Here is a 22,931-nt window from a genome sequence, read left to right on the forward strand (position 1 = left end):
GGTGGCTTGTCCGATCCGGTGGCCGTCCGGCAACATCGGTCCGCGTGACCGACGGAACCGACGGCCCCGCCGACCGAGCCCGCACCCGGCGTCCGAAGCTGGGCCGTTGGCTGGCCGGTGGGGCCGTGGCGACACTCGCCACCGTTCTCGGCCTGACCCTCGCCCTGCGCTCGGGTGCCGCACCCGCCTGCGCCGCACCGCCCCGCGCCGCCGCCCCGGTCGCCGCCGCCCCGGTCGCCGCCGCGCTGCTCGCCCCGCCCGCCGCCGGCACCCTCAACAAGGGGAAGTCGACCTTCTACGACTCCAAGGGCGAGGGCGGCAACTGCTCCTACCCGTCCGCCCCCGCCGACCGTCTCTACGTCGCCCTCGGCCCCAGCGAGTACGCCGGCGGCGCGGGCTGCGGCGGCTACCTCGACGTGACCGGGCCCAAGGGCAAGGTCCGTGTCATGATCATGGACCAGTGCCCGGAGTGCGCGCCCGGCCACATCGACCTGTCCCGGGAGGCGTTCGCCCGGATCGCCGACCCGGTGCAGGGCATCGTGAACGTCAGCTACCGCCTGGTGGTCGACCCGCCGTTGGCCGGCCCGCTCAGCTTCCGGATCAAGGAAGGCGCGTCGCAGTACTGGTTCGCCGTGCTGGTCGCCGGACACGGCAACCCGCTGCGCGCGGTCGAGGTGCGTCAGGGCAGCTCGGGCGGCTGGCGCACGGCCACTCGGGAGAGCTACAACTACTGGCTGATCGACTCCGGTGCCGGTCCCGGGCCGTACCAGATCCGGGTGACCGACACGCGCGAACACCGGGTGACCGCCACCGGCATCCGGATGGCTCCCGGCCAGGTCCAGCGCTCCACCGTCCGGATGTACGGCGGCACGAGCGGCGGTACGACCACCACCTCCCGGTCACCGTCGGCCAGTCCGAAACCGCGCGCCAGCGCCACCGGAAGCCCGACCCCGTCCGTCTCGACCACCCCGTCGGCCGAGACGGCGACCCCGGCCGCACCGACCAGCGACCCGGCCGACCTGCCGCCCGTTCCGGTGGCCGCCACGTCGCCCGGCTGCGGTTCCTGACGACCCGCTCGCCGGCAGCGCTAGCCGGTCGGGTCGGGCGTCAACCCGAGCCACATCAGGATCTCGTCGCGGTCGTCGCCGGGGCCGACCCGCAGCGCTGCGGGCCAGCGGCCCACCTCGCGGTAGCCGAGTCGCCGATAGAACCGGTCCAGTCCCAGCCCGTCCCGCACCGTCACGTGCAGGGCCGCCAGCCCCAGGACCCGGCCCACCCGCTCGGCCTCGCGCATCAGCGCCTCGCCGAGCCCACGCCCCTGCGTGTCCGGGTGCACCATCACGCGGGTGAGCACCCGCAGGTGCGTCTTCAGGTGGAACCGGGGGTCGGTGAAGATGGCCATCGCGACCAGCCGGTCACCGTCGTACCCCACCAGCAGGCGGTCCGGCCCGTCCGCGATCCCGGCCAGCGTCGGGTCGGCGATGGTGCGGACATGGTCGGCGGTGACCGGGGCGACGAAGCCGACCGCCCCGCCCGCGTTGGTGACGTCGACCCAGAGCGCGACGATCCGGGTACGCAGATCGGGGGTCAGCTCGGGATCCAGGACGAAGCGCAGACTCACGGTGCCCATCGTCATCGAACCGCACCCCGATCACCTGCGATCGTGACCAAGGCGACGGATCGGTCGGTGCGGGAGGGGGGATTCGAACCCCCACGTCCTTTCGGACACAGGTTCCTAAGACCTGCGCGGCTGCCCTTACGCCACTCCCGCCAGCGAGACAGAGTCTAGAGCGTCGCGCCGGGACCGTGTCGAGTCGGCGCAGCGTCAGTCCAGGCCGAGATCGCGGCGGAGCTTGGCGACGTGGCCGGTGGCCTTGACGTTGTAGAGCGCCCGCTCGATCTTGCCGTTCTCGTCGATGACGAACGTCGAGCGGATCACCCCGGTCACCGTACGGCCGTAGGACTGCTTCTCGCCGTACGCCCCGTACGCGGTCAGCACCGACTTGTCGGTGTCGGCGACCAGCGGGAAGGTGATCGCGTCGCGCTCGCGGAACGTGGCCAGCTTCTCCGGCTTGTCCGGCGAGATGCCGATCACCTCGTAGCCGGCGGCCTGGAGCGAGGCGAGCGAGTCACGGAAATCGCAGGCCTGCTTGGTGCAGCCGGGGGTCATCGCGGTCGGGTAGGCGTACAGGATGACCTTGCGGCCGCGCAGGTCGGCCAGGGTGAGCTGCCCTCCGGTGTCGGTGGGGAGGGTGAACTCGGGTGCCGCGTCACCGGCGGCGAGACGAGCGGGTGCGGTCATGGCACGACCCTACCGCCGTGCCGTGCCGACCCGGTCGGCACGCCGCACCCGTGATCACCCTCTTGCCAGGTATTGGCAACAGCCTATGTCGGGAAATACGCTCACCTCTGCCGGCGAGCGTGGGCCCGCCGTCACGTGGGAGGTCACGTGGAAACCCTGGCCATGCACATCTCCAACGGAATCATCAACGGCCCGGTGGCGGCGGCCTTCGGGGTGCTGGCGCTGGCGGCGATGGCGTTCTGCGTCCGGCGCGGACGACAGGACCTGGACGACCGCCTCGCGCCGATGGCCGGTCTGGTCGCCGCGTTCATCTTCGCCGTGCAGATGCTCAACTTCCCGATCTTCATCGGGGGAGTCAGCGGCCACCTGCTCGGCGGTGCGCTCGCCGCCATGCTGGTCGGTCCCTGGGTCGGCGCGCTCTGCGTGGCGGTGGTGCTGGCGGTGCAGGCACTGGTCTTCGGTGACGGCGGCGTGGCGATGCTCGGGCTCAACGTCACCAACATGGCGGTCGTCGGCATCGCGGTGGCGTACCTGACGATCGCGCTCCTGCTGCGGGTGCTGCCGCGTACGCCGACCGGGCTGGCGGTGGCGGCCTTCGTCGCCTCGGTGGTCAGTGTGCTGGTCGCGGCGATGGGCTTCGTGCTGCAGTACCAGCTCGGCGGCACCACCGACCTCGGCGGCAACCTGGCCGGTCTGGCCGGCACGATGGCCGTCTCCCACCTGCTCATCGGCGTCGGCGAGGGGCTGATCACGGCGACCACCGTGGTCACCGTGGCGAAGGTCCGACCCGACCTGGTGTACGCGCTGCGGGCACTGTCGCCGACCGCGTCGAGGTCCGTCCCGGCTACCGGAGGTGTCCGATGAGTACTCGGTCCCGGTCCTTCCTCGTCGGCGGTCTGCTCGTCGCGCTGCTGCTGGCCGGGCTGGTCAGCAACGTCGCCTCGGCCCACCCCGACGGGCTGGACTCGTCGCTGCGGGAGGGCTGCGTCTTCGACGCCGACGACGAGATCGTCGGCGGGGACTGCCCGGCGCGGCAGGAGAAGGAGCACGAGATCGGCGGGCCGCTGGCCGACTACGGCATCGCCGGGCTGGACAACGACGTCGTCTCCACCGGTCTGGCCGGCGTGCTGGGCGTACTGCTCACCTTCGCCGTGGCCGGCGGCGCGTTCTGGCTGGTCCGCCGTCGTGGCCCGGGGCCGGACGGCGAGGCGGACCGGAACGGCGTCACCGCGTCGGGCCGGGGGTAGCGGCGGGGATGGCTGCCGCGCACGTGCTGTACCGGGAGTCCGACTCACCGGTGCACCGGCTGCCGCCGGAGGTCAAGATCGCGGCGATGGTGGCGTTCACCGTCGCGGTCGTCGCGACGCCCCGCGTGGCGCTCTGGGCCTTCGGCGTGTACGCCCTGCTGGTCGCCGCCGTCGCCGCGCTGGCCCGGGTGCCCGCCGGTTGGCTGCTCCTGCGCTCGACGATCGAGCTGCCGTTCGTGCTGTTCGCGGTCGCGCTGCCGTTCCTCGGCACCGGGGAGCGGGTCGACGTGCTCGGGCTGGCGTTGTCGGTCGACGGGTTGTACGGCGCGGGGAACATCCTCGCCAAGGGCACCCTGGGCGTGTGGGCGTCGCTGCTGCTGGCCGCGACCACCACCACGCGGGATCTGATCGTCGGGCTGGACCGGCTGCGCTGCCCGCAGATCCTCACCCAGATCGCCACCTTCATGCTGCGCTACCTGGACGTGCTGGTGGGCGAGGCCCGCCGGATGCGGATCGCCCGGATCTCCCGGGGCGACGATCCGCGTTTCCTCTGGCAGGTGCGGGGGTTCGCGGTCGGGGTCGGTGCCTTGTTCCTGCGCGCCTTCGAGCGGGGGGAGCGGGTGTACCTGGCGATGCGTTCGCGCGGGTACACCGGCCGGATGCCGGTGGTGTGGTCGGGTCCGGGTGCGGCGACGACCGGTCAGTGGCTGCTCGCGGCCACCGTCCCGGTGCTGGCGGGCACCGTGGCGGCCACCGCCGCCGTGCTGACGTGACCGCCGGTGGGTCGCCGCCCAGCCTGCACGTGCACGGCGTCCGGTACGCCTACCCGGACGGGCACGTCGCGTTGCGCGGTGTCGACCTGACGGTGGCCCGGGGTGAACGGGTGGCCCTGCTCGGCCCGAACGGTGCCGGCAAGACCACGCTGGTGCTGCACCTCAACGGGATCCTGGTGCCCACCGAGGGCGGCGTCACCGTGGGCGGTCTGGCGGTCGGTCCGGACCGGGCCACGCTGGCGGAGATCCGCCGCCGGGTCGGCATCGTCTTCCAGGACCCGGACGACCAGCTCTTCCTGCCCACCGTGGCCGAGGACGTGGCCTTCGGACCGGCCAACCTCGGGCTGCGCGGCGCGGAACTCACCGCCCGGGTGGACGAGGCGCTGGCCGCCGTCGGCATGTCGGAGCACCGGGAGCGGACCCCGCACCACCTCTCGTTCGGTCAGCGCCGCCGGGTGGCGGTGGCCACCGTGCTGGCCATGCGTCCGGAGGTCCTGGTGTTGGACGAGCCCTCGTCCAACCTGGACCCGGCGGCCCGGCGGGAGCTGGCCGTCATCCTGCGGTCCCTGCCGGTGACGCTGCTGATGGTCACCCACGACCTGCCGTACGCCTACGAACTCTGCGACCGCTCGGTGATCCTGGACGCCGGCCGGATCGTCGCCGACGCTCCGACCCCGGCGCTCCTGGCCGACGCGGAGCTGCTGGCGCGGCACCGGCTCGAACTGCCCTATCCGTTCCGCCCCGTCCCGCACCCGGTCAGCGAGTGACCGGTTCGGCCGGCTCGGTCGGTGTGGCGGGCTCGGTCGGCCCGGTCGGTGTGGCGGCCCGGCCGGTGGCGTGCAGGCGCAGCACCGCGGCGGCGAGTGCTCCGGCCCCGGCGACGAGGACCACCACGATCAGCATCCGGGTGGCGGTGGCCGACCAGGGCGCCGGTGGGACGGCCCGGGACAGCACGGCGGCGTTGGCGATCCCGGCGAAGAGGGCCAGGCAGGCCCCGGCCAGCGCCAGCACGAAGTCCACGCTGTCGCGCCGGGTCACCGCCACGCCACCGGCGACGATCGCGCCGAGCCCGGTCACCAGCGTCCAGGCCGGGCCGGAGAGCAGCCCGGCCAGCACGGCGCCGACTCCTTCGGCCCCGGCGTCGAGCACCCGTCCCACGGCGAGCACGACCGCCGCCACCCCGCCGACCGCCAGCAGCGCACCGAGGCCGGTCCGCGCCCGACCGCCGGGGGAGGAGGCGGCCGGCAGCAGCCCGGCCGCGCCCACCGCGAGCGCGCCGAGCGTGATCGCCACCCACCAGGGGTACGCGTCCGGCGGCGGCACCCAGTCCAGGGTGCCCCGGATCTCGGTGCGCCCGTCCGCGTCGCGCAGCGGTACGGCCCAGTCGCGTACCCGGTGCTCGCGGTCGGGTGCGGCGCGGACCTGGGCGGGCGGACCCGCCTCGCGCCACAGCGCGCGCTGGTCGTGCCAGCGGGCGGTGGTGCCGGTGTCGACGCGTCGCCACTGCGGTGCGGCGGCCGGATCGACCTCGTCCGGCAGCGGGGTGTCGGCGAGGATGGTGCGGTTCAGGTACGTCGCCGGGGAGCGGGTGTTCTCGAAGACGCCGTCCGGCCCGACCCGCAGGTAGGGCTCGCCCGAGTAACCGATCACCTCGACCGGCCGGTCACCGGTGTTGGTCAGTTCCAGTCTGGCGCCCGCCTCGACCACCCGGACCCGCAGGTCCGGTCGGGCCGCGACCGCGCCGACCGCCACCCGGTAGTCGGTGCCGTCGGGCGCGTCCGCGCCGTGTGCGGCGGCCGGGGCGGCGGTCACCAGCAGCGCGGCGACCACGGCGGTGAGCAGCAGCCCGACGCGGGCCGCCAGGGGCGACAGCCCGACGCGGGCCGCCAGGGCACGGATCACTTTCCGGCCGCCTCCACCGCGGCGGTGATGTTCTCCGGCGTCCACTGCTGCACCGGCTCGCCGTCGACCAGCACGGTCGGGGTGCCGGTGACGTCGGCGCGGTTGGCCTCCTCGGTGACGTGCGCGGTCCACGACGTGTACCTGCCGTCCCGGACGCAGGTGCCGAAGGCGTCCCGGTCCAGCCCGACCTCGGCGCCGATGTCGATGAGCTGGTCGTTGCTGAGGCCGGCGCCGCCCTCCGGCGGCTGGCGCTCGAACAACGCCGCGCCGAACTCGCTGAACCTGCCGCCCTCGGCGGCGCACCCGGAGGCGGCGGACGCCCGGGTCGAGTACTGGGTGCTGGAGAAGCGGTTCAGGTAGGCCACCGGGTGGTACACGACCCGGATCTTGCCGTCGTCGACGAGCTGTTTGAGGGTGGGGCCGCTGGTCTGCTCGAACTGCTTGCAGGCCGGGCAGATGTAGTCCTCGTACACGTCGACGGTCACCGGTCCGGTGCCGACCACCACGCCGGTGCCCGCGTCGTTGGCGCCCGGTGGCGGGGTGAAGTCGCCGGACCGCTGGCCCGACCAGACACTCCACCCGATCAGCCCGGCGATGACCAGCACCACCACCGCGCTGAGTGAGATCCACAGGGTCCGTTTGCGGCGCCGCTCGCGGGCCAGTTGCTCCCGGACGACCCTTGCCGCGTCCTTGCGTCCCTTGCGACTACTCATCTTCGTCCTCCACCGGTTCGCCCGTCAGGACGCCGTCGAGTGAGACGGCCGTCCGGGGCCAGATCAGCAGGAACCCGGCCATCGCCAGGAAGGCCACGTCCCGGAGGATCTCCGGGAGGTAGCTGGGGCGCTGCCCGGTCGGCAGCTCGCCGCCGGTCCCGAAGCAACCGCAGTCGATCGCCAGGCCACGGGCCCAGGCCGAGGCGATGCCCGCGACGAAGAGCAGCAGCAGGACCGCCGAGACCCCGGCGGTCAGCCGGGTGGCCAACCCGAGCAGCAGGAGTACGCCCAACGCCAGCTCGACGAAGGGCAGCGCCGCGCCGACCACCACCGCCAGGTCGTACGGCATCACCTGGTACGCGTGCACACTGCGGCCGGAGGCGGCCAGGTCACCGACCTTGGAGGCGCCGGCATAGAGCCAGACGGCGGCCAGCCCGAGCCGGAGGGCGAGCCCGAGCCAGGGCCGCCACCGCGTCCACCTCGACGTCGCGCTCCGCGCAGCCCCGTTCACCCGGCCAGCGCCTCACCGACCGCGTCCATGAGGTCGGCGCGGGCCCGGGCGACCCGGGACCGGATGGTGCCCACCGGCACGCCCTCCACGGTCGCCGCCTCGGCGTACGAGAGGCCGAGCAGTTGGGTCAGCACGAACGCGCCGCGCCGCTCGGCGGGCAGTCGGCGGACAAGGTCGGCCGTGCCGAGTTGCCCGGCCGGATCGGGGTGTGCCAGGTCGGTGTGCGCGTGGGCGGTGAGTCGCTGGTCGAGGCGTCGCCGCCGGACCACCGTCCGGAGGTGGTCGGCGCAGGCCCGCCGGGCGATGCCGAGCAGCCAGGTGCGGGCGGTGGACCGACCCTCGAAGGTGGGCAGTGCCCGGAACGCCCGCAGGTAGGTTTCCTGGGTGAGGTCGTCCGCGCTGTCCCGGTCGAGCAGTGCCGCCGTGAACCGCCACACCTCGGCCTGGGTGGCCCGGACGAAGGCGGCCTGGGCGGCCGGGTCGCCGTCGCGGGCGGCGAGGGCCCATCCGGTGGCCGGGTCGGGGCCGGCGTGTCCGTCGACACCGCCGGTGTCGGCGGTGGCGCGGCTGTCGCGCGGAGCGGGGATCACGACAACCCAGGTTACGCGGCGGGACCGGCAGCAGCAGGGTCCTTCGGCCCTTCATGGCCTGCGCCACGCCGGGAACTTTCTCCGGGTTCCGGCCGACTACCCGCTCATGACCTCGGCTCGGCACCCGCGTGGGCGTACCCGATCGAGGACGATAGTCGTCAATCGATGGCCGCGACTCGCCGGAAGGGGGTCCGGTCGGAGACGATGTGGGTCATGACTGCCGTCCCTCGCCGCCGATCCGCCCGCTGGGCCGCCGCTGCCGGCCTGCTGGTCACCGTCGTCGCCCTGCTGCTCGTCCCCGCCGGACCGGCCGCCGCCCACGCCGTGCTCTCCAGCAGCAGCCCGGCCGCGTCGGCCGTGGTGCCCACGGTGCCGGCCGAGGTGGTCCTCACCTTCAGCGAGACGGTCCGCCGGGTGCCGGACCGGATCCGGGTCATCGCACCCGACGGCTCCCGCGTCGACCGGGGCGATCCGACCTTCACCGACAGCGTGGTCAACATCGCGGTCGACACCTCCGGCGGCAACGGCACCTACCTGGTGACCTACCGGGTGATCTCGGCGGACAGCCACCCGGTCTCCGGTGCCTTCACGTACTCCGTCGGCGCGCCCTCGGAGCCGCCGGTGGACAGCGGCGACGACGGCCGGGCCGATCCGCTGGTCACCAACGCGATCAAGACCGCGAAATTCGTCGGGTACGTCGGTCTGCTGCTGCTCGTGGGCCCCGCACTGGTGCTCGCGCTGCTCTGGCCACGTCGGCTCTCCCGGCAGGGACCGGCCCGCCTGGCCTGGACCGGCCTGGGGCTGGTGGCGGTGGCCACCGTCGCGGTGGCGTTGTTGCAGGTGCCGTACACCAGCGGGGGCGGGCCGTTCGACATCAGCGGCGAGGGGCTGGGCCTGGTGCTCGGCAGCACCTTCGGCGCCGCGCACCTGATCCGGCTGGGACTGCTCGCGGCGGCGGTGTTCCTGCTCCGGCCGCTGCTCGCCGGGCCGGTCGGCCGGGCCGATCTGATCATCCTCGGCCTGCTCGCCGGTGCGGCACTGCTCACCTGGCCGCTGGCCGGGCACCCGGCCGCGTCGCCCGCCCCGGCGGTGTCGGTGATCGTCGACGCGGTGCACCTGGGCAGCATGGCGGTCTGGCTGGGCGGTCTGGTGATGCTCGCCGCCTTCCTGCTGCCCCGGGCGGACGAGCGGGAGTTGGGCGCGATCCTGCCGATCTGGTCGCGCTGGGCCGCGTTGGCGGTCTCCGCGCTGCTGCTCGCCGGCATCGTCCAGGCGCTGATCGAGGTGGCCACCCCGGCAGCGCTGGTCGGCACCACGTACGGCCGACTGGTGCTGGCCAAGGTCGGGCTCTTCGCCGTGGTGATCGGGTTGGCCGCGTACTCGCGGAACCTGATCCGCAAGCGGATCGCGGCCAGCCGTCCCGCGCCGGTTCGCCGGGCCGTCTGGGCGGAGCTGGCGGTCACCGCGGTCGTGCTCGGCGTCTCCGCCGTCCTGGTGCAGACCACTCCCGCGCGGACCGCCTCCTCGGACGTCGCCGCCGTCGACGCCGGCTACTTCACCACCCGGGTGGAGAGCACGCTCTACGCGCTGCAGATCGAGATGTCCCCGGCCCGGCGGGGCAACAACTCGGTGCACTTCTACGCGTACACGCTGGACAACCGGCCGCAGCCGGTCGTCGAGTGGAAGGCCACCATCGCGCTGCCGTCGGCCGGGATCGAGGCGATCGACATCCCGCTGCTGCCGCTGACCGACAACCACGCCACCGGCGAGATCACGCTGCCGGCTCCGGGGGAGTGGGAGCTGCGGATCACCGCCCGGACCACCGAGATCGACCAGGCCACGGTGACCGCCACCGTGCCCGTTGCCTAGAGAGGTTCCATACCGATGATCCGTCACCGGCGTACCGTGGGTACCGCCGCCGCCCTGGCGCTCGGCGCCGTCGCCACCGCCGTCCTCGGCTTCGCGACGCCCGCGTCGGCCCACGTCACGGTCGCTCCGGAGGTGGCCGAGCAGGGCGACTACACCCGGTTCGCGTTCCGGGTGCCGAACGAGAGCGATACGGCGTCGACCACCAAGTTGGAGATTTTCCTGCCGGAGAACGCCGCGATCGGTTCGGTCTCCACCACGCCGGTGCCGGGCTGGACGGTGGCGGTGGAGAAACGCCGGGTCGACCCGCCGGTGCTGGTGCACGGCGCGGAGGTCTCCGACGTGGTCGCGAAGGTCACCTGGACGGCGAGCGGCGATGACGGCATCGCCCCGGGCACCTTCCAGGAGTTCCCGGTCATGATGGGGCCGCTGCCCGAGGTGGACCAGATGGTCTTCAAGGCGTTGCAGACCTACTCCGACGGTGGGGTGGTGCGTTGGATCGACGAGCCGCAGCCGGGCGGTGAGGAGCCCGCCGCCCCGGCGGCGGTGCTCACTCTGACCGCCGCCGGTGCTCCGACGGAGGGGCCGGCCGGGGCGCCCGCGCCGGAGGCGGTGGCCGACGACGATGACGAGGACGGCTCCGGGTTGGCCGTCGGGCTGGGCGTCGCGGGGCTGGTCGCCGGGGTCGGTGGTCTGGTGCTGGGCGGGCTCGCGTTCTCGCGTACCCGCCGGGACGCCGGCCCGGCCGACCGCGACGGCGAGGCGACCACGACCTCCTGACCGGTCCCGCGTCGCGGGCCCGCCGGGTGTTCCCGGCGGGCCCGTCCGCTTTCGGACCCGCTGCCGTGGATATCCGCAGATCAGCCGTTCGGCGTGGGTAAGGTCTGCCGGGTATCTCGCTACGGAGGGGGACAAGGCGGATGCGTTTCGTGTGGGCGTTGGCCGGCATGGTGCTGCTGATCACCGGCACCACCGCGTTGCTCGGTGCCGCCGGACTCGGCCTGTTGACCAGTCACGCGGATCCGGGCGGGGGGTTCACCGCCCGCGTCGAGACCGTGCGGACACCCGGGCACGCGGTGGTGGTGGTCGACCTGGACGCGCTGCTGCGGCAGGAGGTGCCGTTCAGTCGGGTCGGGCAGGCGCGGCTGCGGCTGGAGGCCCGCACACCGGACGGCCCGGCGTTCGTCGGGTTGGCCCCGGCCGACGAGGCGCGTCGCTGGCTGGCCGGGGCACCGCACGCGGTGGTGCAGCGGACCGCCCTGGCCCGGGGCCCGCTGCCGGTCCGGCTGGAGCACCGCGCCCCGGAGGTCGGCACGCCGCCGACCGTGCCGGCCGCCCCGGCCGCACAGACCTTCTGGGTACGCGCGGGTGCCGGCGCCCTCGAATGGAGTCCCGGGGAACTGGCCGGTCAGCGACTGAGCCTGGTGCTGATGCACCCCGACGGCCGGGCCGACCTGGCCCTTGACCTGCGCGCCGAGTTGCGGGCGGGTTGGGTCGCGCCGGCCACCTGGGGCTCGCTGGCCGGCGGCATCCTGCTGGTGGTCCTCGCGGCGCTGGTGCTGCTGCGCCCGGTACGCCCGCGCGAGGTGGTCTTCGTGGTCGAACCCGACCAGGTGCCGGTGCTCGCCGGCAGGCTGGGCGTCAGCTCGCTCAGCGGCCTGGGCACCCCGCCGTCGCCGCGTGCGATGCCCGAGCGGCAACTGGTGTCGGTGGCCGCCGCACCCCGGGCGGCGATCGCCCCGGTGCCGCGTCCGGAGACCCTGGCCGACCTGCCCGCCCCGCACCACCCGCTGCGCCCGCCCGCCCCGCCGTCCTGACGGTCCCTCGGTGGGTGCCGGGGCAGCCGTCCTGACGGCACATCGGTGAGCACCGGTGCCGGGACGGGTGGGGCGGGCCCTCCGCGCTGCCGACGTGGAGGGCCCGCCCATCACCGGGGGATATCGGTGCCCATCGGAGGGATGATGCCTCTACGGGCAGATTACCGGTGAATGGTCGTCTCGGGAAGAGTGTCCGCTTCGTGCGACTCGGTCAGTGGCCGGTCCACCCGCGGACGCACCGGCAGCACGACCAGCAGCAGCAGGCAGAGCAGCACGTACGCGTTGCGGAGTACGAACTCCCACGGCGTCTGGGTGGGTGTCGGAGTGACGCCCCAGTCGTAGAACGACACCACGCCGTACACGATGATCATCGAGGTGCCGAGCGCGAGCCAACTCAGCCGGCGGCGCCGCCGCGCCCCCTCGGGCGTGCGGGGATCGGTCCGCAAGGTCGCGTCGATCAGGATGATCACCGCCGGGACGAACCAGTAGATGTGGTGCGTCCAGGTGATCGGGCTGATCAGGGCGGCGACCAGGCCGGTCAGGGTCAGCGCGGTGAGTGCGTCGCCGGCCTGGGTGGCGCGTACCGCCCGCCAGAGGCCGTACGCGACGACGGCCGCGACCAGGGGCAGCCAGATTAACCGGCTCGGCTCCTCCGGCGCGGTCAGCCGGCTCAGCAGCCCGAACAGCGACTGGTTGCCGGTGTAGTCGGTGCGACCGACCCGGTCGGTGGCCCACAGCTCGTGCGTCCAGAAGCGCCACGAGTCGCCGGGTGCCACCGCAGCGGCGAGCAGGGTGGCTCCGGCGGCGGCCGCGCTCGCCACCACCGCCGCGCGCCAGCGCCGGGTGGCCAGCAGATAGACGATGAAGATGCCCGGGAAGAGCTTCAGCGCCGTGGCCAGCCCGATGCCGATCCCGGCCCACCGGCTGCCACGGGGTACGGCGAAGAGCAGGTCGGCGAGGATCAGCACCACCAGCAGCATGTTGATCTGTCCGAAGGTGATCGTCTCCCGGGTGCTCTCCACGCCGAGGACCAGCAGCGCGCCCACGGCCAGGGTGAACGCGTACGGCAGGCGGTGCCGGCGGATCACCGGGTCGAGCAGCCACTTGGTGGTGACCACCACGCCGAGCACGGTCAGGCCGGTGAAGATCGCCACCGTGGCGCCCAGCTTCAGCAGGGAGAACGGCAGCAGCAGCAACGCGGCGAACGGGGGATAGGTGAAGAAGAGCTCACCCTGCACCCGGTCGGGTTGGGCGTAGTCGTAGAGCGGATTGCCGGCGGCCCACCAGTCCATCGCCGCCATATAGATCTTGAGGTCGAAGAAGTCGTGCACGGTGCCCGGCAGGTAGAGCACCGGCAACACCGAGGCGAGCGCCAGTGCCCCGACGATCCGCCGTGCGGTGCGGCCACCAGGGTCTTCGAGGTCGACGCTGGACGGTGTGGCGGGTTCGGCGGGCACGGGAAAGACCCTAGCGGTCGGTCGGGCCGGCGGCGCGCAGCCACGGTGCGTGGGCTGCGCGTAGGCTGTGCCGATGGCTGATCTTCTCGTCTGGATCGACTGTGAGATGACCGGGCTCGACCTCGGTGGCGACAGGTTGATCGAGGTGGCCGCGCTGGTCACCGACCCCGATCTGCGCGTGCTCGGCGACGGCGTGGACGTGGTCATCCACGCCGACGACGCGGCGCTCGACGCCATGCCGGAGATCGTCCGCACGATGCACGGCAAGTCGGGGCTGACCGAGGAGGTTCGCCGCTCCACGGTGAGCCTGGCCGAGGCCGAGGAGCGGGTGCTCGACTACATCACCAGTCACGTGAAGGACCCACGGACGGCACCGCTCTGCGGCAACTCGATCGCCACCGACCGGGGATTCATCGCCCGGGACATGCCCCGTCTCGACGCGCACCTGCACTACCGGATGATCGACGTCTCCTCGATCAAGGAGCTGTGCCGCCGGTGGTACCCCCGGGTGTACTTCGGCCAGCCGCAGAAGGGCCTCGCCCACCGGGCGCTCGCGGACATCCGGGAGAGCATCCGCGAGCTGGAGTACTACCGGCGCACCATCTTCGTACCGCTGCCCGGTCCGGACGTGGAGAGCGCCAAGGCCATCGCCGCCGACCTCTGAGCGTCCCGGCAACCCGCTGGACGCGGTCGACCACGGTGGGGGTATGATTTCTCCGCACCCGCACGGGCGATGAGTTCGGGCGCGGCGGCATGGTGGCTGTAGCTCAGTTGGCAGAGCACCGGGTTGTGGTCCCGGTTGTCGTGGGTTCAATTCCCATCAGTCACCCCACACCTGCGAGGCCCGAACCTTTGGTTCGGGCCTCGTTCTTGTTCCGGTCGCCCCTCCCCTCGGGCCAGCACGCGCCCGTATCCGCTGTGGCCTTGCCCTCGACAGATATTTGAACGATAGTTCTAGTTGTACGTTCGTTCAAATATCTTGTGGAGGTGCCGTGTCGGAGGTCGCCGTCCGGCGTGCGGGCGGGCGCGAGTGGGCGGGCCTCGGGCTGCTGGCGCTGCCCACGCTGCTGCTGGGTCTGGACGTCACCGTGCTGTACCTGGTGCTGCCGAGCATGGCCGAGGCGCTCGACCCGTCGGCCACGCAGACCCTGTGGATCATGGATGCCTACGGGTTCCTCATCGCCGGGTTCCTCATCACCATGGGCACCCTGGGGGATCGCATCGGCCGGCGACGCCTGCTCCGGATCGGGATGGCCGCGTTCGCGCTCGTGTCGGTGCTCGCGGCCGTCGCGCCCAGCGCGGAACTGTTGATCGCGGCCCGTGCGCTGCTCGGGATCGCGGGCGCGACGTTGATGCCCTCGACGCTGTCGCTGATCTCCAACATGTTCGCCGACGCCCGACAGCGCGCGATGGCGATCGGGGCCTGGGCCACCATGTTCGCCCTGGGCATGGCGGCCGGTCCGGTCGTCGGCGGTGCCCTCGTCGACGCGTACTGGTGGGGCGCGGCCTTCCTGCTCGCCGTCCCCGTCGCGATCGTCGTCCTGATCGGGGCGAGGTCACTGCTGCCCGAGTACGCCGACCCGCAGGCCGGGCCGCTGGACCTGGTCAGCGTCGCGTTGTCCCTGGCGGCGATCCTGCCCGTCGTCTACGCCGTCAAGCAGGCCGCCTCCCACGGTGCCGGTGCGCGTACGCCGGTCCTCCTCGTCGTCGGCGCCATCGCCGGGGTGGCGTTCGTCCGCCGGCAACGGCACCTGACCGCGCCGCTGCTGGACGTGACCCTCTTCGCCGACCGGGCCTTCTCCGCAGCTCTCGCCGTCCTGCTGATCGGGCTCGTCGGTGTCGGCGGCACCATGTACATGGTCACGCAGTACCTCCAACTCGTGGAGGGCCTCACCCCGTTCACCGCGGGCCTGTGGATGGGTCCGCCGGCGCTGGCGATGTTCGCCGCCGCCGTCGGCGCGCCCCTGGTCGCCCGGCGGGTCCGGCCGGGCCTGGTCATGGCCGCCACGCTCGCGTCGTCGGTGTTCGGCTACGTCCTGCTGGCCACCGCCGCTCCCGGCGACACGGTGACCGTCGTGGCCGGGTTCGCCGCCGTCTACCTCGGTCTCGGGGCGATCGCCGCGCTCGGCACCGACATGGTCGTCGGCGCCGCACCGGCCACCGAGTCCGGATCGGCCGCCGCCATGTCCGAGACCGTCCAGGAACTCGGCATCGCCGTCGGCGTCGCGCTGCTCGGCAGCCTCAGCACCGCGCTCTACACCGCGCGGATGGTCGCGCCGGCCGACACCGCACCGGAGGTCGCCGACCGCCTCACCGGAAGTCTCGCGGGCGCGCTCGCCGTCGCCGACCAGGTGCCGACCGAGGCCGTACGGGCCGCGCGGGACGCCTTCACCACCGGGGTGAACGTCGCCTCCGCCGTGGCCGGCGTCGCGATCGTGGCGGCCACCCTCCTGTGCCTGGTGGCCCTGCGGCACGTCCCTCCCCTCGGCGCGGATCAGGACGCCGACGGTCACTGACCGCTCGACTACCCTGGGCGCCAGGGGAGGGAGCATGAGCGAGGAACCCGTCGACGGGCGACGCGCCAGGGGCGCCAAGCGCCGGTCCGAGATCATCGAGGCCACCCTCGCCGTCGTTCTCCGCGAGGGCGCAGCCGGTGTCACCCACCGTGCCGTCGCCACGCAGGCCGGCGTCGCCACCAGCCTGAGCATCTACTACTTCGCCACCCTGGACGACCTTCTCGTCGCCGCGCTGTCCAGCGTCGCCGACGGGTACACCGAACGGATCCGCCGGATCATCGACGGCCCGGGTGACAAGCTGCGCGGCCTGGCCGCTCTGATCGTCGAGTCCGCCGGGCCGGGACGCGAGAAGGCGCTGGCCGAACGCGAACTGTCCACGCTCGCCGCCCGCAGACCCGCCCTCGCCCCGATCGCCCGGCACTGGCGCGAGAACGTCGCCGCGCTCGCCGCCACCCTCACCGACGACCCCCACGCCGTGGACGCGGTGGTCGCCGCCTCCGACGGCCTGTGCACCGCCATCCTCATCGAGAACGTCCCCGCCGACACCGACCACGTGCACCGGATCCTGGCGCACGCGCTCGGCGTCGACCGATAGTGCGGTGTCCAGCCCGTCGACTCACTCGGTGGTGTCGGGGGAGGCGTCCGGCGCGGACTCGTCGCCCGCGGGCTCGTACGGCAGGGCGCTGCCCTTGACGTACTCGTCCCAGCTCACGTTCCAGTCCGTCCAGCCGTTGCCGTTCTGGAGCTTGCGCTCGGTGCCCTTGACCACGATCGGGTCGCCGACCTTCGTGTTCTCGAAGAGCCAGGCGCCGTTGACCATGGAGACGTTCACGCAGCCGTGTGAGACGTTGGTGGTGCCCTGCTGCCCCTCCGACCAGGGCGCGGCGTGGATGAACTCCCCGCCCCAGGTCAGCCGCTGGGCGTAGTCGATCTTCGTGCGGTAGCCCTCTTCGGGGCCCAACTCCTCCAACGTGTCGAAGACCGTCTTGCGCAGCTTCTCCATCACCACCATCGTGCCGCTGGAGGAGGGCGTGGTCTTCTTGCCGAGGCTCACCGGGATCGTCTTGATCGTCTCGCCGTCCCGGGTGACGACCATGCGTTTGTTGCTGTTGTCCACCGTCATGACCAGCTTCGGGCCCACGGTGATGTCCACGGTCAGGTCGGCCCGGCCGTACCAGCCGTCGCCCAGCGGCAGCCCGCCCGCCTGCACCCGGTAGGAGACCTTGCTGCCGGCCTTCCAGAACTCCTTCGGCCGGTAACGGACCTCGGTGGGGCTGACCCAGTGCCAGACGCCCTCCTGGGCGGGCGTGGACTTCACCGTCATCCGCCGCTGGAGGTCGGCGCGGTACTTCTCCGGGATCTCCCGGCCGAACTTCACGATCAGCGGCATCGCGACCCCGACCGTCTGGTCGTCGCCGAGGAAGCTGGTGACCCGGACCTGGTTGCTCGGCTGCTTCATCACGGTGAAGGCGCTGGTCGCGGTTACCGGGACACCGTCGTCGCCGGTCGCGGTGACGGTCGCGGTGTACGACTCGCCGTACGCCAGCGCCTTCGACGGCAACCAGCTCTTACCGTCCGGGGCCAGCGTGCCCTTGACCGGCTCCCCGTCGGCGCCGGCCAGCTCGACAGTGGTCTCCTCGGACTGCTCGGCGGCGAAGGTGACCGCCGTCGAGGCGGGAACGTCCTTCGCGTCGGCGGCCGGTTCGCTGATGCTCACCGACGCCTTCGGCGCCGGCTGGTCGGCACCGTCCTGCCAGCCCGGCCCGTTGTCGCCGCCCTTGCCGCCGGTGCAGGCGGAGGTCAGCACCATCGCCACGGCGAGCATCCCCGCGGCGAGCACCCCCCGCCGGCGGTTGCGCTGGTCCCGAACTCGCATGGTGTCCTCACAGTCATGGTCCGCTGCCCGTCCACATCACAGACGCACCGGAACACGTACCCGTTGCGGAAGGTGAACCGAAACACGTGGAGCGGGATGTCCGGATAGTGACATATCTGGCACGGTCACAGGGCCGGACCCGCACCACCGTCCGGAACCGGCAGCGCGCTGCCCTTGACGAACTCCGACCAGCTCAGATCCCACGCCGTCCAACCGTTGCCGGCGGCCAGCTTCCGCTCGGTGCCCTTGATGGTGATCGGATCACCGACCTTGGTCCGTTCGAAGAGCCAGCGGGCGTTCGCCAGGGACACGTTCACGCAACCGTGTGACACATTCTGCCGTCCCTGGACGTGTTCCGACCAGGGCGCCGCGTGGATGTACTCGCCGCCCCAGGTCAGCCGCTGGGCGAACTGGATGTCGGTGACGTAGCGGTTCTCCGGATCGGGATCGTCCATCGTGTCGAAGACCGTCGCCTCCTTCTTCTCCATCACCACCAGCGTGCCGCTGGACGACGGGGTCTTCTTCTTGCCGAGGCTCACCGGCAGGGTCTTGATCAGGTTGCCGTCCTCGTACACCCGCATCTGCTTGTCGGCATTGTCCACCTTCATCTCGAAGGCCGAGCCGATCTTCGCGGTGGCGCTCCGGTCGACGTTGCCGAACCGGCCGTTGCTCAGCGGAATGCCGGTCAACGCGATCCGTACGGACAGCTTCGTGCCGGCCTTCCAGTACTCCGGCGCCCGGTAGAACGCCTGAGTGCCGTTGCTCACCCAGTGCCAGGTGCCCGGCTGCGGCGGATCGGTCTGCACGAACATCCGCTTCTGCACGGCGGCCCGATCCTTCTTCGGGATGCCCGGGTGGAACTCCGCCACCACCGGCATCGCCACGCCGTACGTCCGGTCGTCGAAGAGGTAGAGCCCCGAGGTGATCATCGAGCCGGGCTTCGCCATCGTGGTGAACGTGCTGGTCCCCTCGCTGACCGAGCCGTCCGGCTGCTTCGCGGTCACCGTGGCCGTGTACTCGGTGGACCACTTCAACGGCGCGGACGGCACCCAGGACGAGCCGTCCGTACGCAGCTTGCCCTTGACCTCCTTGCCGTTGGCGGTCGTCAGACTGACCTTCGACACCGTCGCGCCGTCCGGCAACTCGGCACCGATCTCCACGCTCACCGGCCGCTTCTTCGCCCCGTCGGCCGGGCTCACCGCCAACGGCGGCCCACTCGACGGCGGTGTGTCCGGCGTCACCGCACCGCTGGTCGCGGGCCCCGGCACGAACTCGGCAGCCGAGCCCTCCTCGCGACAACCCGACAGTGCCAGCGACGCCACCAGACCCAGGGTGCCCACCAACGCCCCGGCCCGCGCGAACCTGCCCATCCCCACCCCTGTCTTAGCGACCTGGCGGACATCGTGCCCCATCCACGCCGCCCAACATGAACCCGTCCCACGCCTTGTGTGTGCTTGTTGCCAAATGTCCGGAAAGCTCGACCGAAGGGAGGACCCGGGTATCGGATTGGAACCCGCCTCAGGGTGCGTGCTAGGGTTTCCCCCGTTGCCACCGAGCGCCGCTAGCTCAACTGGCAGAGCAGCGGACTCTTAATCCGCGGGTTCGGGGTTCGAGTCCCTGGCGGCGCACCAAGCAGCAAGGCCCTGACCTGGTAGAACTCTGCCGGTCGGGGCCTTTTTCGTGTTGTCGTGATGGCTGGTCGCTCGCCGGGTGCTCGGGGGTCGATGAACCGCTCCGGCGTCGGCGGGACGCGCGGCGCGGCGACCATCCGCGTCGATCGTGGAGTTGTGGTCGCCGCAAAACGGCTCTTGGTGGACATGGAAGTGACCACCACTCCATGATCGGCGCGGATTGGGGCAGCTCCTCGTCGAGGAGTTGGCTCTGGTGGACGGTGGTGGTGATGGCGGTGTCAATGGTGACGAGCCTGGCTCGGTGAGCAGCACGATCTCCAGCCGGTCTGCCAACTGGCGGCATCGCTCGACGCGGGGTGGCGTGCCCACCCCGCGCCCGTACAGGTTGAGGAGACATGCGGACGACGACCGTGGGTCACGTGACCCTTCTCCTGCCGGACCTCGATCCGGAGGACCTTGACCAGGTCACCGACCTCTCTGCATCAGCTCCACCCCCACAACACCGGTAGCACCGCCGATGTCTTCGACCGGTTCCTCGGCTGGCCCACCCGGCACCGCAGCCACCGCCCGCCTACGGACGACCCGCAGACACCGGCGGAGACATGAGGGTGGGCGCCATCGGAGTCATCACCGCCCTGAGGGATTCGCTCCGGGACAGGGCTGATCCTTCGATGTCGACGTTCGGCAGTGCCCGGTCGAGCCAGGCCGGTAGCCACCAGGCGCGGTCGCCGAGAAGGTGCATCAGTGCCGGGACCAGGACCAGCCGGACGACGAAGGCGTCGAAGAGGACTCCGGCCGCGAGGCCGAAGCCGAGTGGCCGGATCATCGTGAGGTGGGAGAAGACGAATCCTCCGAAGACGGCGACCATGATGATGGCCGCGGCGGTCACGACGACGCGTCCTCGGCGGTGCCCGATGGTGACGGACAGTCGGGCGGGGCGGCCGTGGACGAAGGCTTCGCGCATGCCGGAGACCAGGAAGATCTGGTAGTCCATGGCCAGGCCGAACAGGATGCCCATGATGACGATCGGCGCGAAGCTGAGCACGGGCCCCGGTCGGTGCACGCCGAACAGGTCGGCCAGCCAACCCCACTGGTAGATGGCAGTCACCGCGCCCAGGGCGGCGCCGAGGGAGAGGACGTACCCGGCGGTGGCGACGATGGGCACGAGCAGGGACCGGAACACCGCGATCATGATCAGGAGCGACAGCCCGATCACGACGAGCAGATAGACCGGTAGGGCGTCGGCGAGCTTCCGGGAGATGTCGATGTTGCCGGAGGCCTGGCCGGCCACGCCGACGGTCATGTCCGCCGCGAGTGGTGGTAGGGCGCGGAGGTCGTTGACGAGTTGTTCGGTCGTCGTGCTGTTCGGTCCTCCGGCCGGTACGACCTGGAAGGCGAAGGTCTTGCCGTCGGCGGCGACCGCGACGGGTGCGGCGGCGACGACGTTCGGCTGTCGCAGGATCGTCGTGACGATCTCGGCCTGGGCGGCGACCTGGTCGGCTTCGGCGACCGGCGTGGGAGATTCCGCGACGACGAGCAGTGGGCCGTTGGTTCCCTCGCCGAAGCCCTGAGCGACTGCGGCGAACGCGCGGTACTGGGGGCTGTCCGGAGGTTCCGAGGAACCGTCCGGCAGGCCGAGACGCAGCGACATGACGGGTACGGCGATGACCGTCAGGGCGGTGACGACGAGTGCCGCCGCAGCGACGGCCCGGCCCGTGCGCATGGGCTGTGGCGGTTTCTGCCGCCGGGCGGTGGCCCGGAGCCGCCCGGGCAGCACGCGCGTGCCCATGAGGCCCAGCAGTGCCGGGGTGAGGGTGATCGACACCAGGACCGCCACCATGACACAGAACGCGGCGACCGCGCCCATGACCGCGAGGAACGGGATGCCGGTGACCGCGAGGGCGACCAGGGCGACGACCACCGTGGAGCCGGCGAAGACGACCGCCGTTCCCGCCGTGCCGTTGGCGACACCGATCGACTCGTGCACCGGCATGCCGTCGCGGACCTGACGGCGGTGCCGGTCGAGGATGAACAGGGAGTAGTCGATGCCGACGGCGAGTCCGAGCATGACGCCGAGGATCGGTGTCCCCGACGTCATGTCCACGACGTCGCTGAACGCCATCGATCCCACCACACCGACCCCCACGCCCACGATCGAGGTCAGCAGCGGGGTGAGGGCGGGTATCAGCGCACGCAGCAGGACGAGCAGGACGATCAGCGCCACGGCGAGCCCGATCACCTCGCCGATGCCGAACGGGCTGCCGGCCGTGGCGACGATGGTCGAGGAGTAGTCGACCGCGACTCCGGGGATCTCCGCCTCGTCCAGCGCCGTGGCGATGTCGCGTTGCAGGTCCGGTGACAGGTTGAAGATGCCGTCGCGGAACATGACGGCGGCTACCGCGACGGTCCGGTCCTCGCTGACCGTCCGGATCGACGAGGCGGCACCGCTCAGCGTGGTGGCGTCCTCCATCTGGCGGAGTTGGGCCTCCTGCTCGGCCGTCAACGGCCGAGGGGCGCTCTCCAGGGCGGCGAGACCGGCATCGAGCCGCCTGGACTGCTCGGCGCGCTGCTGCGCGGCGGTGAACGGGTCGATGACCGCGGCCACGCCGTCGCGTTGCCCGACGCCCGCCAGCACCTCGCCGATCCGTGCCTGCTGCGCGGGGGTGAACGCCCCTTCGGTACTGGTGAACACCACCGAGCCGGTGGCGCCGGTCAGTTCGGGAAACGCCTCGACGAGCCGTTCGTTGACCTTCTCGGTCGGGGTGCCTGGGATCGAGAAACCGGTGGCGAGCGAGCCTCCGAAGGTCACCAGCCCGCCGACGGCGAGGGCCAGCACGGCCAGCCATCCGACGATCACCATCCCGGACCGGCGAGCGCCGAAACGCCCCAGACGGTACAGAAGTATTGCCACGAAGTCCTCCCCTGACAGCGGCTCCGGGTGGGCGACCTGCCCGGCCACCAGACAGTAAACCAACACTCGTTGTTTATCCAACACCTGTTGGATAAGTCGCTCCCGAGGAGGACGTGACAGGATCGAGCCATGGATCCACGGGTGGCGCGAACACGGACGAGCCTGCAGGAAGCGCTACTGGCCCTCGCCCGCGAACGCCCCCTGGACGAGATCGCAGTCGGAGACATCACCGGCCGGGCGGGCATCAACCGCAGCACCTTCTATCAGCACTACGACGACAAGGAACAACTCCTGACGGCCGCACTCAAGAGCGCCGTCGACCGGGCCTCCGCCGGAATCCACACCACCAGGCGGGACCCTCTCGTCCCGGGTACCGCACCCGAGATGAGGCTCTATCTCGAACACATCGCCGCCAACGCGACCGTCTACCGGCAGGTCCTGCAGAGCAACAGATCCTCGATCGTCGCCGCAGCCCTCCGCGAGCGGATCGAGGAACTGATCACCAGCGGCCTCGACGCGTCGACCGCCCTCGACGAGGACGACCTGCCCCGCGATGTCCTTGCCGCCGCACTGTCGGGCATGACGATCGGCATCATCACCGCCTGGCTTCGGCGCGACCCGCTCCCCGATGCGGCCGTCGCGGCACGATGGCTCTGGCGCAGCCTCACCCGCCCGGCGGCCCCGCAGACCTGACCGACAGGGTCCGTTCCCGATCCGCCGTGGTTCAGCAGCGTCACAATTCACCTCGACGCACGGTCGTGTGTGGAGGCCCGGAACAGAACCCAGGCTCCGGCTGACGGATCCCGCCCATTTCTGGAG

General features: G+C 71.9%; 21 protein-coding genes, 3 tRNA genes and 1 pseudogene. 14 read left to right on the forward strand and 11 right to left on the reverse strand.

Annotated features, from left to right (window positions below; all coding sequences use genetic code 11):
* The first annotated feature begins 44 nt into the window (after positions 1 to 44).
* Positions 45 to 1,067, forward strand: coding sequence for an expansin EXLX1 family cellulose-binding protein (locus HUT12_RS07000; RefSeq protein ID WP_254876740.1), 1,023 nt, complete (start codon positions 45 to 47; stop codon positions 1,065 to 1,067).
* Positions 1,068 to 1,087: 20 nt separating this feature from the next.
* On the opposite strand, the gene HUT12_RS07005 is transcribed toward HUT12_RS07000, so the two are convergent.
* The 3 genes from HUT12_RS07005 to bcp form a co-directional block, all read right to left on the reverse strand.
* The gene (locus HUT12_RS07005) at positions 1,088 to 1,621 is read right to left on the reverse strand and encodes a GNAT family N-acetyltransferase (RefSeq protein WP_176095679.1); all 534 of its coding nucleotides are present in this window, start codon (positions 1,619 to 1,621) and stop codon (positions 1,088 to 1,090) included.
* A gap of 67 nt (positions 1,622 to 1,688) precedes the next feature.
* Positions 1,689 to 1,771: transfer RNA gene (locus HUT12_RS07010), tRNA-Leu, on the reverse strand.
* A 54-nt stretch (positions 1,772 to 1,825) separates the two neighbouring features.
* The gene (bcp, locus tag HUT12_RS07015; protein WP_176092868.1) at positions 1,826 to 2,302 is read right to left on the reverse strand and encodes a thioredoxin-dependent thiol peroxidase; all 477 of its coding nucleotides are present in this window, start codon (positions 2,300 to 2,302) and stop codon (positions 1,826 to 1,828) included.
* A gap of 147 nt (positions 2,303 to 2,449) precedes the next feature.
* On the opposite strand from bcp, the gene HUT12_RS07020 reads away from it, so the two are divergent.
* Genes HUT12_RS07020 through HUT12_RS07035 form a run of 4 tightly spaced genes read left to right on the forward strand, consistent with a single transcriptional unit; the run spans position 2,450 to position 5,089 of the window.
* Positions 2,450 to 3,166: an energy-coupling factor ABC transporter permease gene (locus HUT12_RS07020; protein WP_131056086.1), complete on the forward strand. Its 717-nt coding sequence runs from the start codon at positions 2,450 to 2,452 to the stop codon at positions 3,164 to 3,166.
* The gene (locus HUT12_RS07025) at positions 3,163 to 3,549 is read left to right on the forward strand and encodes a PDGLE domain-containing protein (protein ID WP_131056088.1); all 387 of its coding nucleotides are present in this window, start codon (positions 3,163 to 3,165) and stop codon (positions 3,547 to 3,549) included. Before HUT12_RS07020 ends, HUT12_RS07025 begins: the two co-directional genes overlap by 4 nt.
* 8 nt (positions 3,550 to 3,557) lie before the next feature.
* Positions 3,558 to 4,322, forward strand: a complete 765-nt coding sequence (gene cbiQ, locus HUT12_RS07030; protein ID WP_176092869.1) for a cobalt ECF transporter T component CbiQ — start codon at positions 3,558 to 3,560, stop codon at positions 4,320 to 4,322.
* Positions 4,319 to 5,089 (forward strand): energy-coupling factor ABC transporter ATP-binding protein, encoded by a 771-nt coding sequence (locus HUT12_RS07035; protein WP_176092870.1) that lies wholly within the window; start codon positions 4,319 to 4,321, stop codon positions 5,087 to 5,089. Before cbiQ ends, HUT12_RS07035 begins: the two co-directional genes overlap by 4 nt.
* On the opposite strand, the gene HUT12_RS07040 is transcribed toward HUT12_RS07035, so the two are convergent.
* From HUT12_RS07040 to HUT12_RS07055, 4 genes are read right to left on the reverse strand one after another with little or no spacing between them, the layout of a single operon-like run.
* The gene (locus tag HUT12_RS07040) at positions 5,079 to 6,224 is read right to left on the reverse strand and encodes a hypothetical protein (RefSeq protein ID WP_254876741.1); all 1,146 of its coding nucleotides are present in this window, start codon (positions 6,222 to 6,224) and stop codon (positions 5,079 to 5,081) included. The genes HUT12_RS07035 and HUT12_RS07040 overlap by 11 nt on opposite strands.
* Entirely contained in the window at positions 6,221 to 6,937 is a 717-nt protein-coding gene (locus HUT12_RS07045) for a thioredoxin domain-containing protein (RefSeq protein ID WP_176092871.1), read from the reverse strand. Before HUT12_RS07045 ends, HUT12_RS07040 begins: the two co-directional genes overlap by 4 nt.
* Positions 6,930 to 7,448 (reverse strand): MauE/DoxX family redox-associated membrane protein, encoded by a 519-nt coding sequence (locus tag HUT12_RS07050; protein WP_176092872.1) that lies wholly within the window; start codon positions 7,446 to 7,448, stop codon positions 6,930 to 6,932. The genes HUT12_RS07045 and HUT12_RS07050 overlap by 8 nt, the downstream gene beginning before the upstream one ends.
* Positions 7,445 to 8,038, reverse strand: a complete 594-nt coding sequence (locus tag HUT12_RS07055; protein ID WP_176092873.1) for a sigma-70 family RNA polymerase sigma factor — start codon at positions 8,036 to 8,038, stop codon at positions 7,445 to 7,447. The genes HUT12_RS07050 and HUT12_RS07055 overlap by 4 nt, the downstream gene beginning before the upstream one ends.
* 204 nt (positions 8,039 to 8,242) lie before the next feature.
* Here HUT12_RS07055 and HUT12_RS07060 point away from each other — a divergent pair, with 204 nt between their 5' ends.
* From HUT12_RS07060 to HUT12_RS32720, 3 genes and pseudogenes are all read left to right on the forward strand, one after another.
* The gene (locus tag HUT12_RS07060; RefSeq protein ID WP_176092874.1) at positions 8,243 to 9,907 is read left to right on the forward strand and encodes a copper resistance CopC/CopD family protein; all 1,665 of its coding nucleotides are present in this window, start codon (positions 8,243 to 8,245) and stop codon (positions 9,905 to 9,907) included.
* A 15-nt stretch (positions 9,908 to 9,922) separates the two neighbouring features.
* Positions 9,923 to 10,684, forward strand: coding sequence for a YcnI family protein (locus HUT12_RS07065; protein WP_176092875.1), 762 nt, complete (start codon positions 9,923 to 9,925; stop codon positions 10,682 to 10,684).
* A 668-nt stretch (positions 10,685 to 11,352) separates the two neighbouring features.
* Positions 11,353 to 11,616, forward strand: a pseudogene (locus HUT12_RS32720) (hypothetical protein); the annotation flags it as partial.
* Between the two features lie 266 nt (positions 11,617 to 11,882).
* Here the strand turns inward: HUT12_RS32720 and HUT12_RS07075 are convergent.
* Positions 11,883 to 13,178, reverse strand: a complete 1,296-nt coding sequence (locus HUT12_RS07075; protein ID WP_176092877.1) for a glycosyltransferase family 87 protein — start codon at positions 13,176 to 13,178, stop codon at positions 11,883 to 11,885.
* A gap of 67 nt (positions 13,179 to 13,245) precedes the next feature.
* On the opposite strand from HUT12_RS07075, the gene orn reads away from it, so the two are divergent.
* The 4 genes from orn (at position 13,246) to HUT12_RS07095 (ending at position 16,289) form a co-directional block, all read left to right on the forward strand.
* Positions 13,246 to 13,842 carry an oligoribonuclease gene (gene orn / locus HUT12_RS07080; RefSeq protein ID WP_201272270.1) on the forward strand — a complete coding sequence of 199 codons (597 nt, stop codon included), beginning with the start codon at positions 13,246 to 13,248 and terminating at the stop codon, positions 13,840 to 13,842.
* Between the two features lie 92 nt (positions 13,843 to 13,934).
* Positions 13,935 to 14,010 (forward strand) — tRNA-His (locus HUT12_RS07085).
* A 160-nt stretch (positions 14,011 to 14,170) separates the two neighbouring features.
* Positions 14,171 to 15,694, forward strand: a complete 1,524-nt coding sequence (locus tag HUT12_RS07090) for an MFS transporter (protein WP_176092878.1) — start codon at positions 14,171 to 14,173, stop codon at positions 15,692 to 15,694.
* A gap of 34 nt (positions 15,695 to 15,728) precedes the next feature.
* Positions 15,729 to 16,289: a TetR/AcrR family transcriptional regulator gene (locus HUT12_RS07095; RefSeq protein WP_131054056.1), complete on the forward strand. Its 561-nt coding sequence runs from the start codon at positions 15,729 to 15,731 to the stop codon at positions 16,287 to 16,289.
* 21 nt (positions 16,290 to 16,310) lie between these two features.
* On the opposite strand, the gene HUT12_RS07100 is transcribed toward HUT12_RS07095, so the two are convergent.
* A complete protein-coding gene (locus HUT12_RS07100; RefSeq protein ID WP_176092879.1) occupies positions 16,311 to 17,570 on the reverse strand; it encodes an Ig-like domain-containing protein in 1,260 nt (419 codons plus the stop codon).
* Between the two features lie 125 nt (positions 17,571 to 17,695).
* Complete coding sequence (locus HUT12_RS07105) at positions 17,696 to 18,940, reverse strand: Ig-like domain-containing protein (protein ID WP_131054054.1); 1,245 nt, start codon at positions 18,938 to 18,940, stop codon at positions 17,696 to 17,698.
* 185 nt (positions 18,941 to 19,125) lie between these two features.
* Between HUT12_RS07105 and HUT12_RS07110 the strand changes: the two genes are divergently transcribed.
* Positions 19,126 to 19,201: transfer RNA gene (locus HUT12_RS07110), tRNA-Lys, on the forward strand.
* Between the two features lie 571 nt (positions 19,202 to 19,772).
* Here HUT12_RS07110 and HUT12_RS07115 read toward each other — a convergent pair.
* Positions 19,773 to 22,112 carry an MMPL family transporter gene (locus HUT12_RS07115; RefSeq protein WP_176092880.1) on the reverse strand — a complete coding sequence of 780 codons (2,340 nt, stop codon included), beginning with the start codon at positions 22,110 to 22,112 and terminating at the stop codon, positions 19,773 to 19,775.
* 129 nt (positions 22,113 to 22,241) lie between these two features.
* Between HUT12_RS07115 and HUT12_RS07120 the strand changes: the two genes are divergently transcribed.
* On the forward strand, positions 22,242 to 22,805 hold the full coding sequence (locus tag HUT12_RS07120; RefSeq protein ID WP_176092881.1) for a TetR/AcrR family transcriptional regulator: 564 nt from the start codon (positions 22,242 to 22,244) through the stop codon (positions 22,803 to 22,805).
* The last annotated feature ends 126 nt before the right edge of the window (positions 22,806 to 22,931 follow it).

This window comes from Verrucosispora sp. NA02020, from assembly GCF_013364215.1.
Taxonomy (GTDB): Bacteria; Actinomycetota; Actinomycetes; order Mycobacteriales; family Micromonosporaceae; genus Micromonospora.

Excerpts from the sequence above, each read along its gene's own strand:
- bcp (WP_176092868.1), bottom strand. The coding sequence starts at position 2,302 with ATGACCGCACCCGCTCGTCTCGCCGCCGGTGACGCGGCACCCGAGTTC.
- HUT12_RS07025 (WP_131056088.1), top strand. The coding sequence starts at position 3,163 with ATGAGTACTCGGTCCCGGTCCTTCCTCGTCGGCGGTCTGCTCGTCGCG.
- cbiQ (WP_176092869.1), top strand. The coding sequence starts at position 3,558 with ATGGCTGCCGCGCACGTGCTGTACCGGGAGTCCGACTCACCGGTGCAC.
- HUT12_RS07045 (WP_176092871.1), bottom strand. The coding sequence starts at position 6,937 with ATGAGTAGTCGCAAGGGACGCAAGGACGCGGCAAGGGTCGTCCGGGAG.
- HUT12_RS07060 (WP_176092874.1), top strand. The coding sequence starts at position 8,243 with ATGTGGGTCATGACTGCCGTCCCTCGCCGCCGATCCGCCCGCTGGGCC.
- HUT12_RS07065 (WP_176092875.1), top strand. The coding sequence starts at position 9,923 with ATGATCCGTCACCGGCGTACCGTGGGTACCGCCGCCGCCCTGGCGCTC.
- HUT12_RS07095 (WP_131054056.1), top strand. The coding sequence starts at position 15,729 with ATGAGCGAGGAACCCGTCGACGGGCGACGCGCCAGGGGCGCCAAGCGC.
- HUT12_RS07100 (WP_176092879.1), bottom strand. The coding sequence starts at position 17,570 with ATGCGAGTTCGGGACCAGCGCAACCGCCGGCGGGGGGTGCTCGCCGCG.
- HUT12_RS07105 (WP_131054054.1), bottom strand. The coding sequence starts at position 18,940 with ATGGGCAGGTTCGCGCGGGCCGGGGCGTTGGTGGGCACCCTGGGTCTG.
- HUT12_RS07120 (WP_176092881.1), top strand. The coding sequence starts at position 22,242 with ATGGATCCACGGGTGGCGCGAACACGGACGAGCCTGCAGGAAGCGCTA.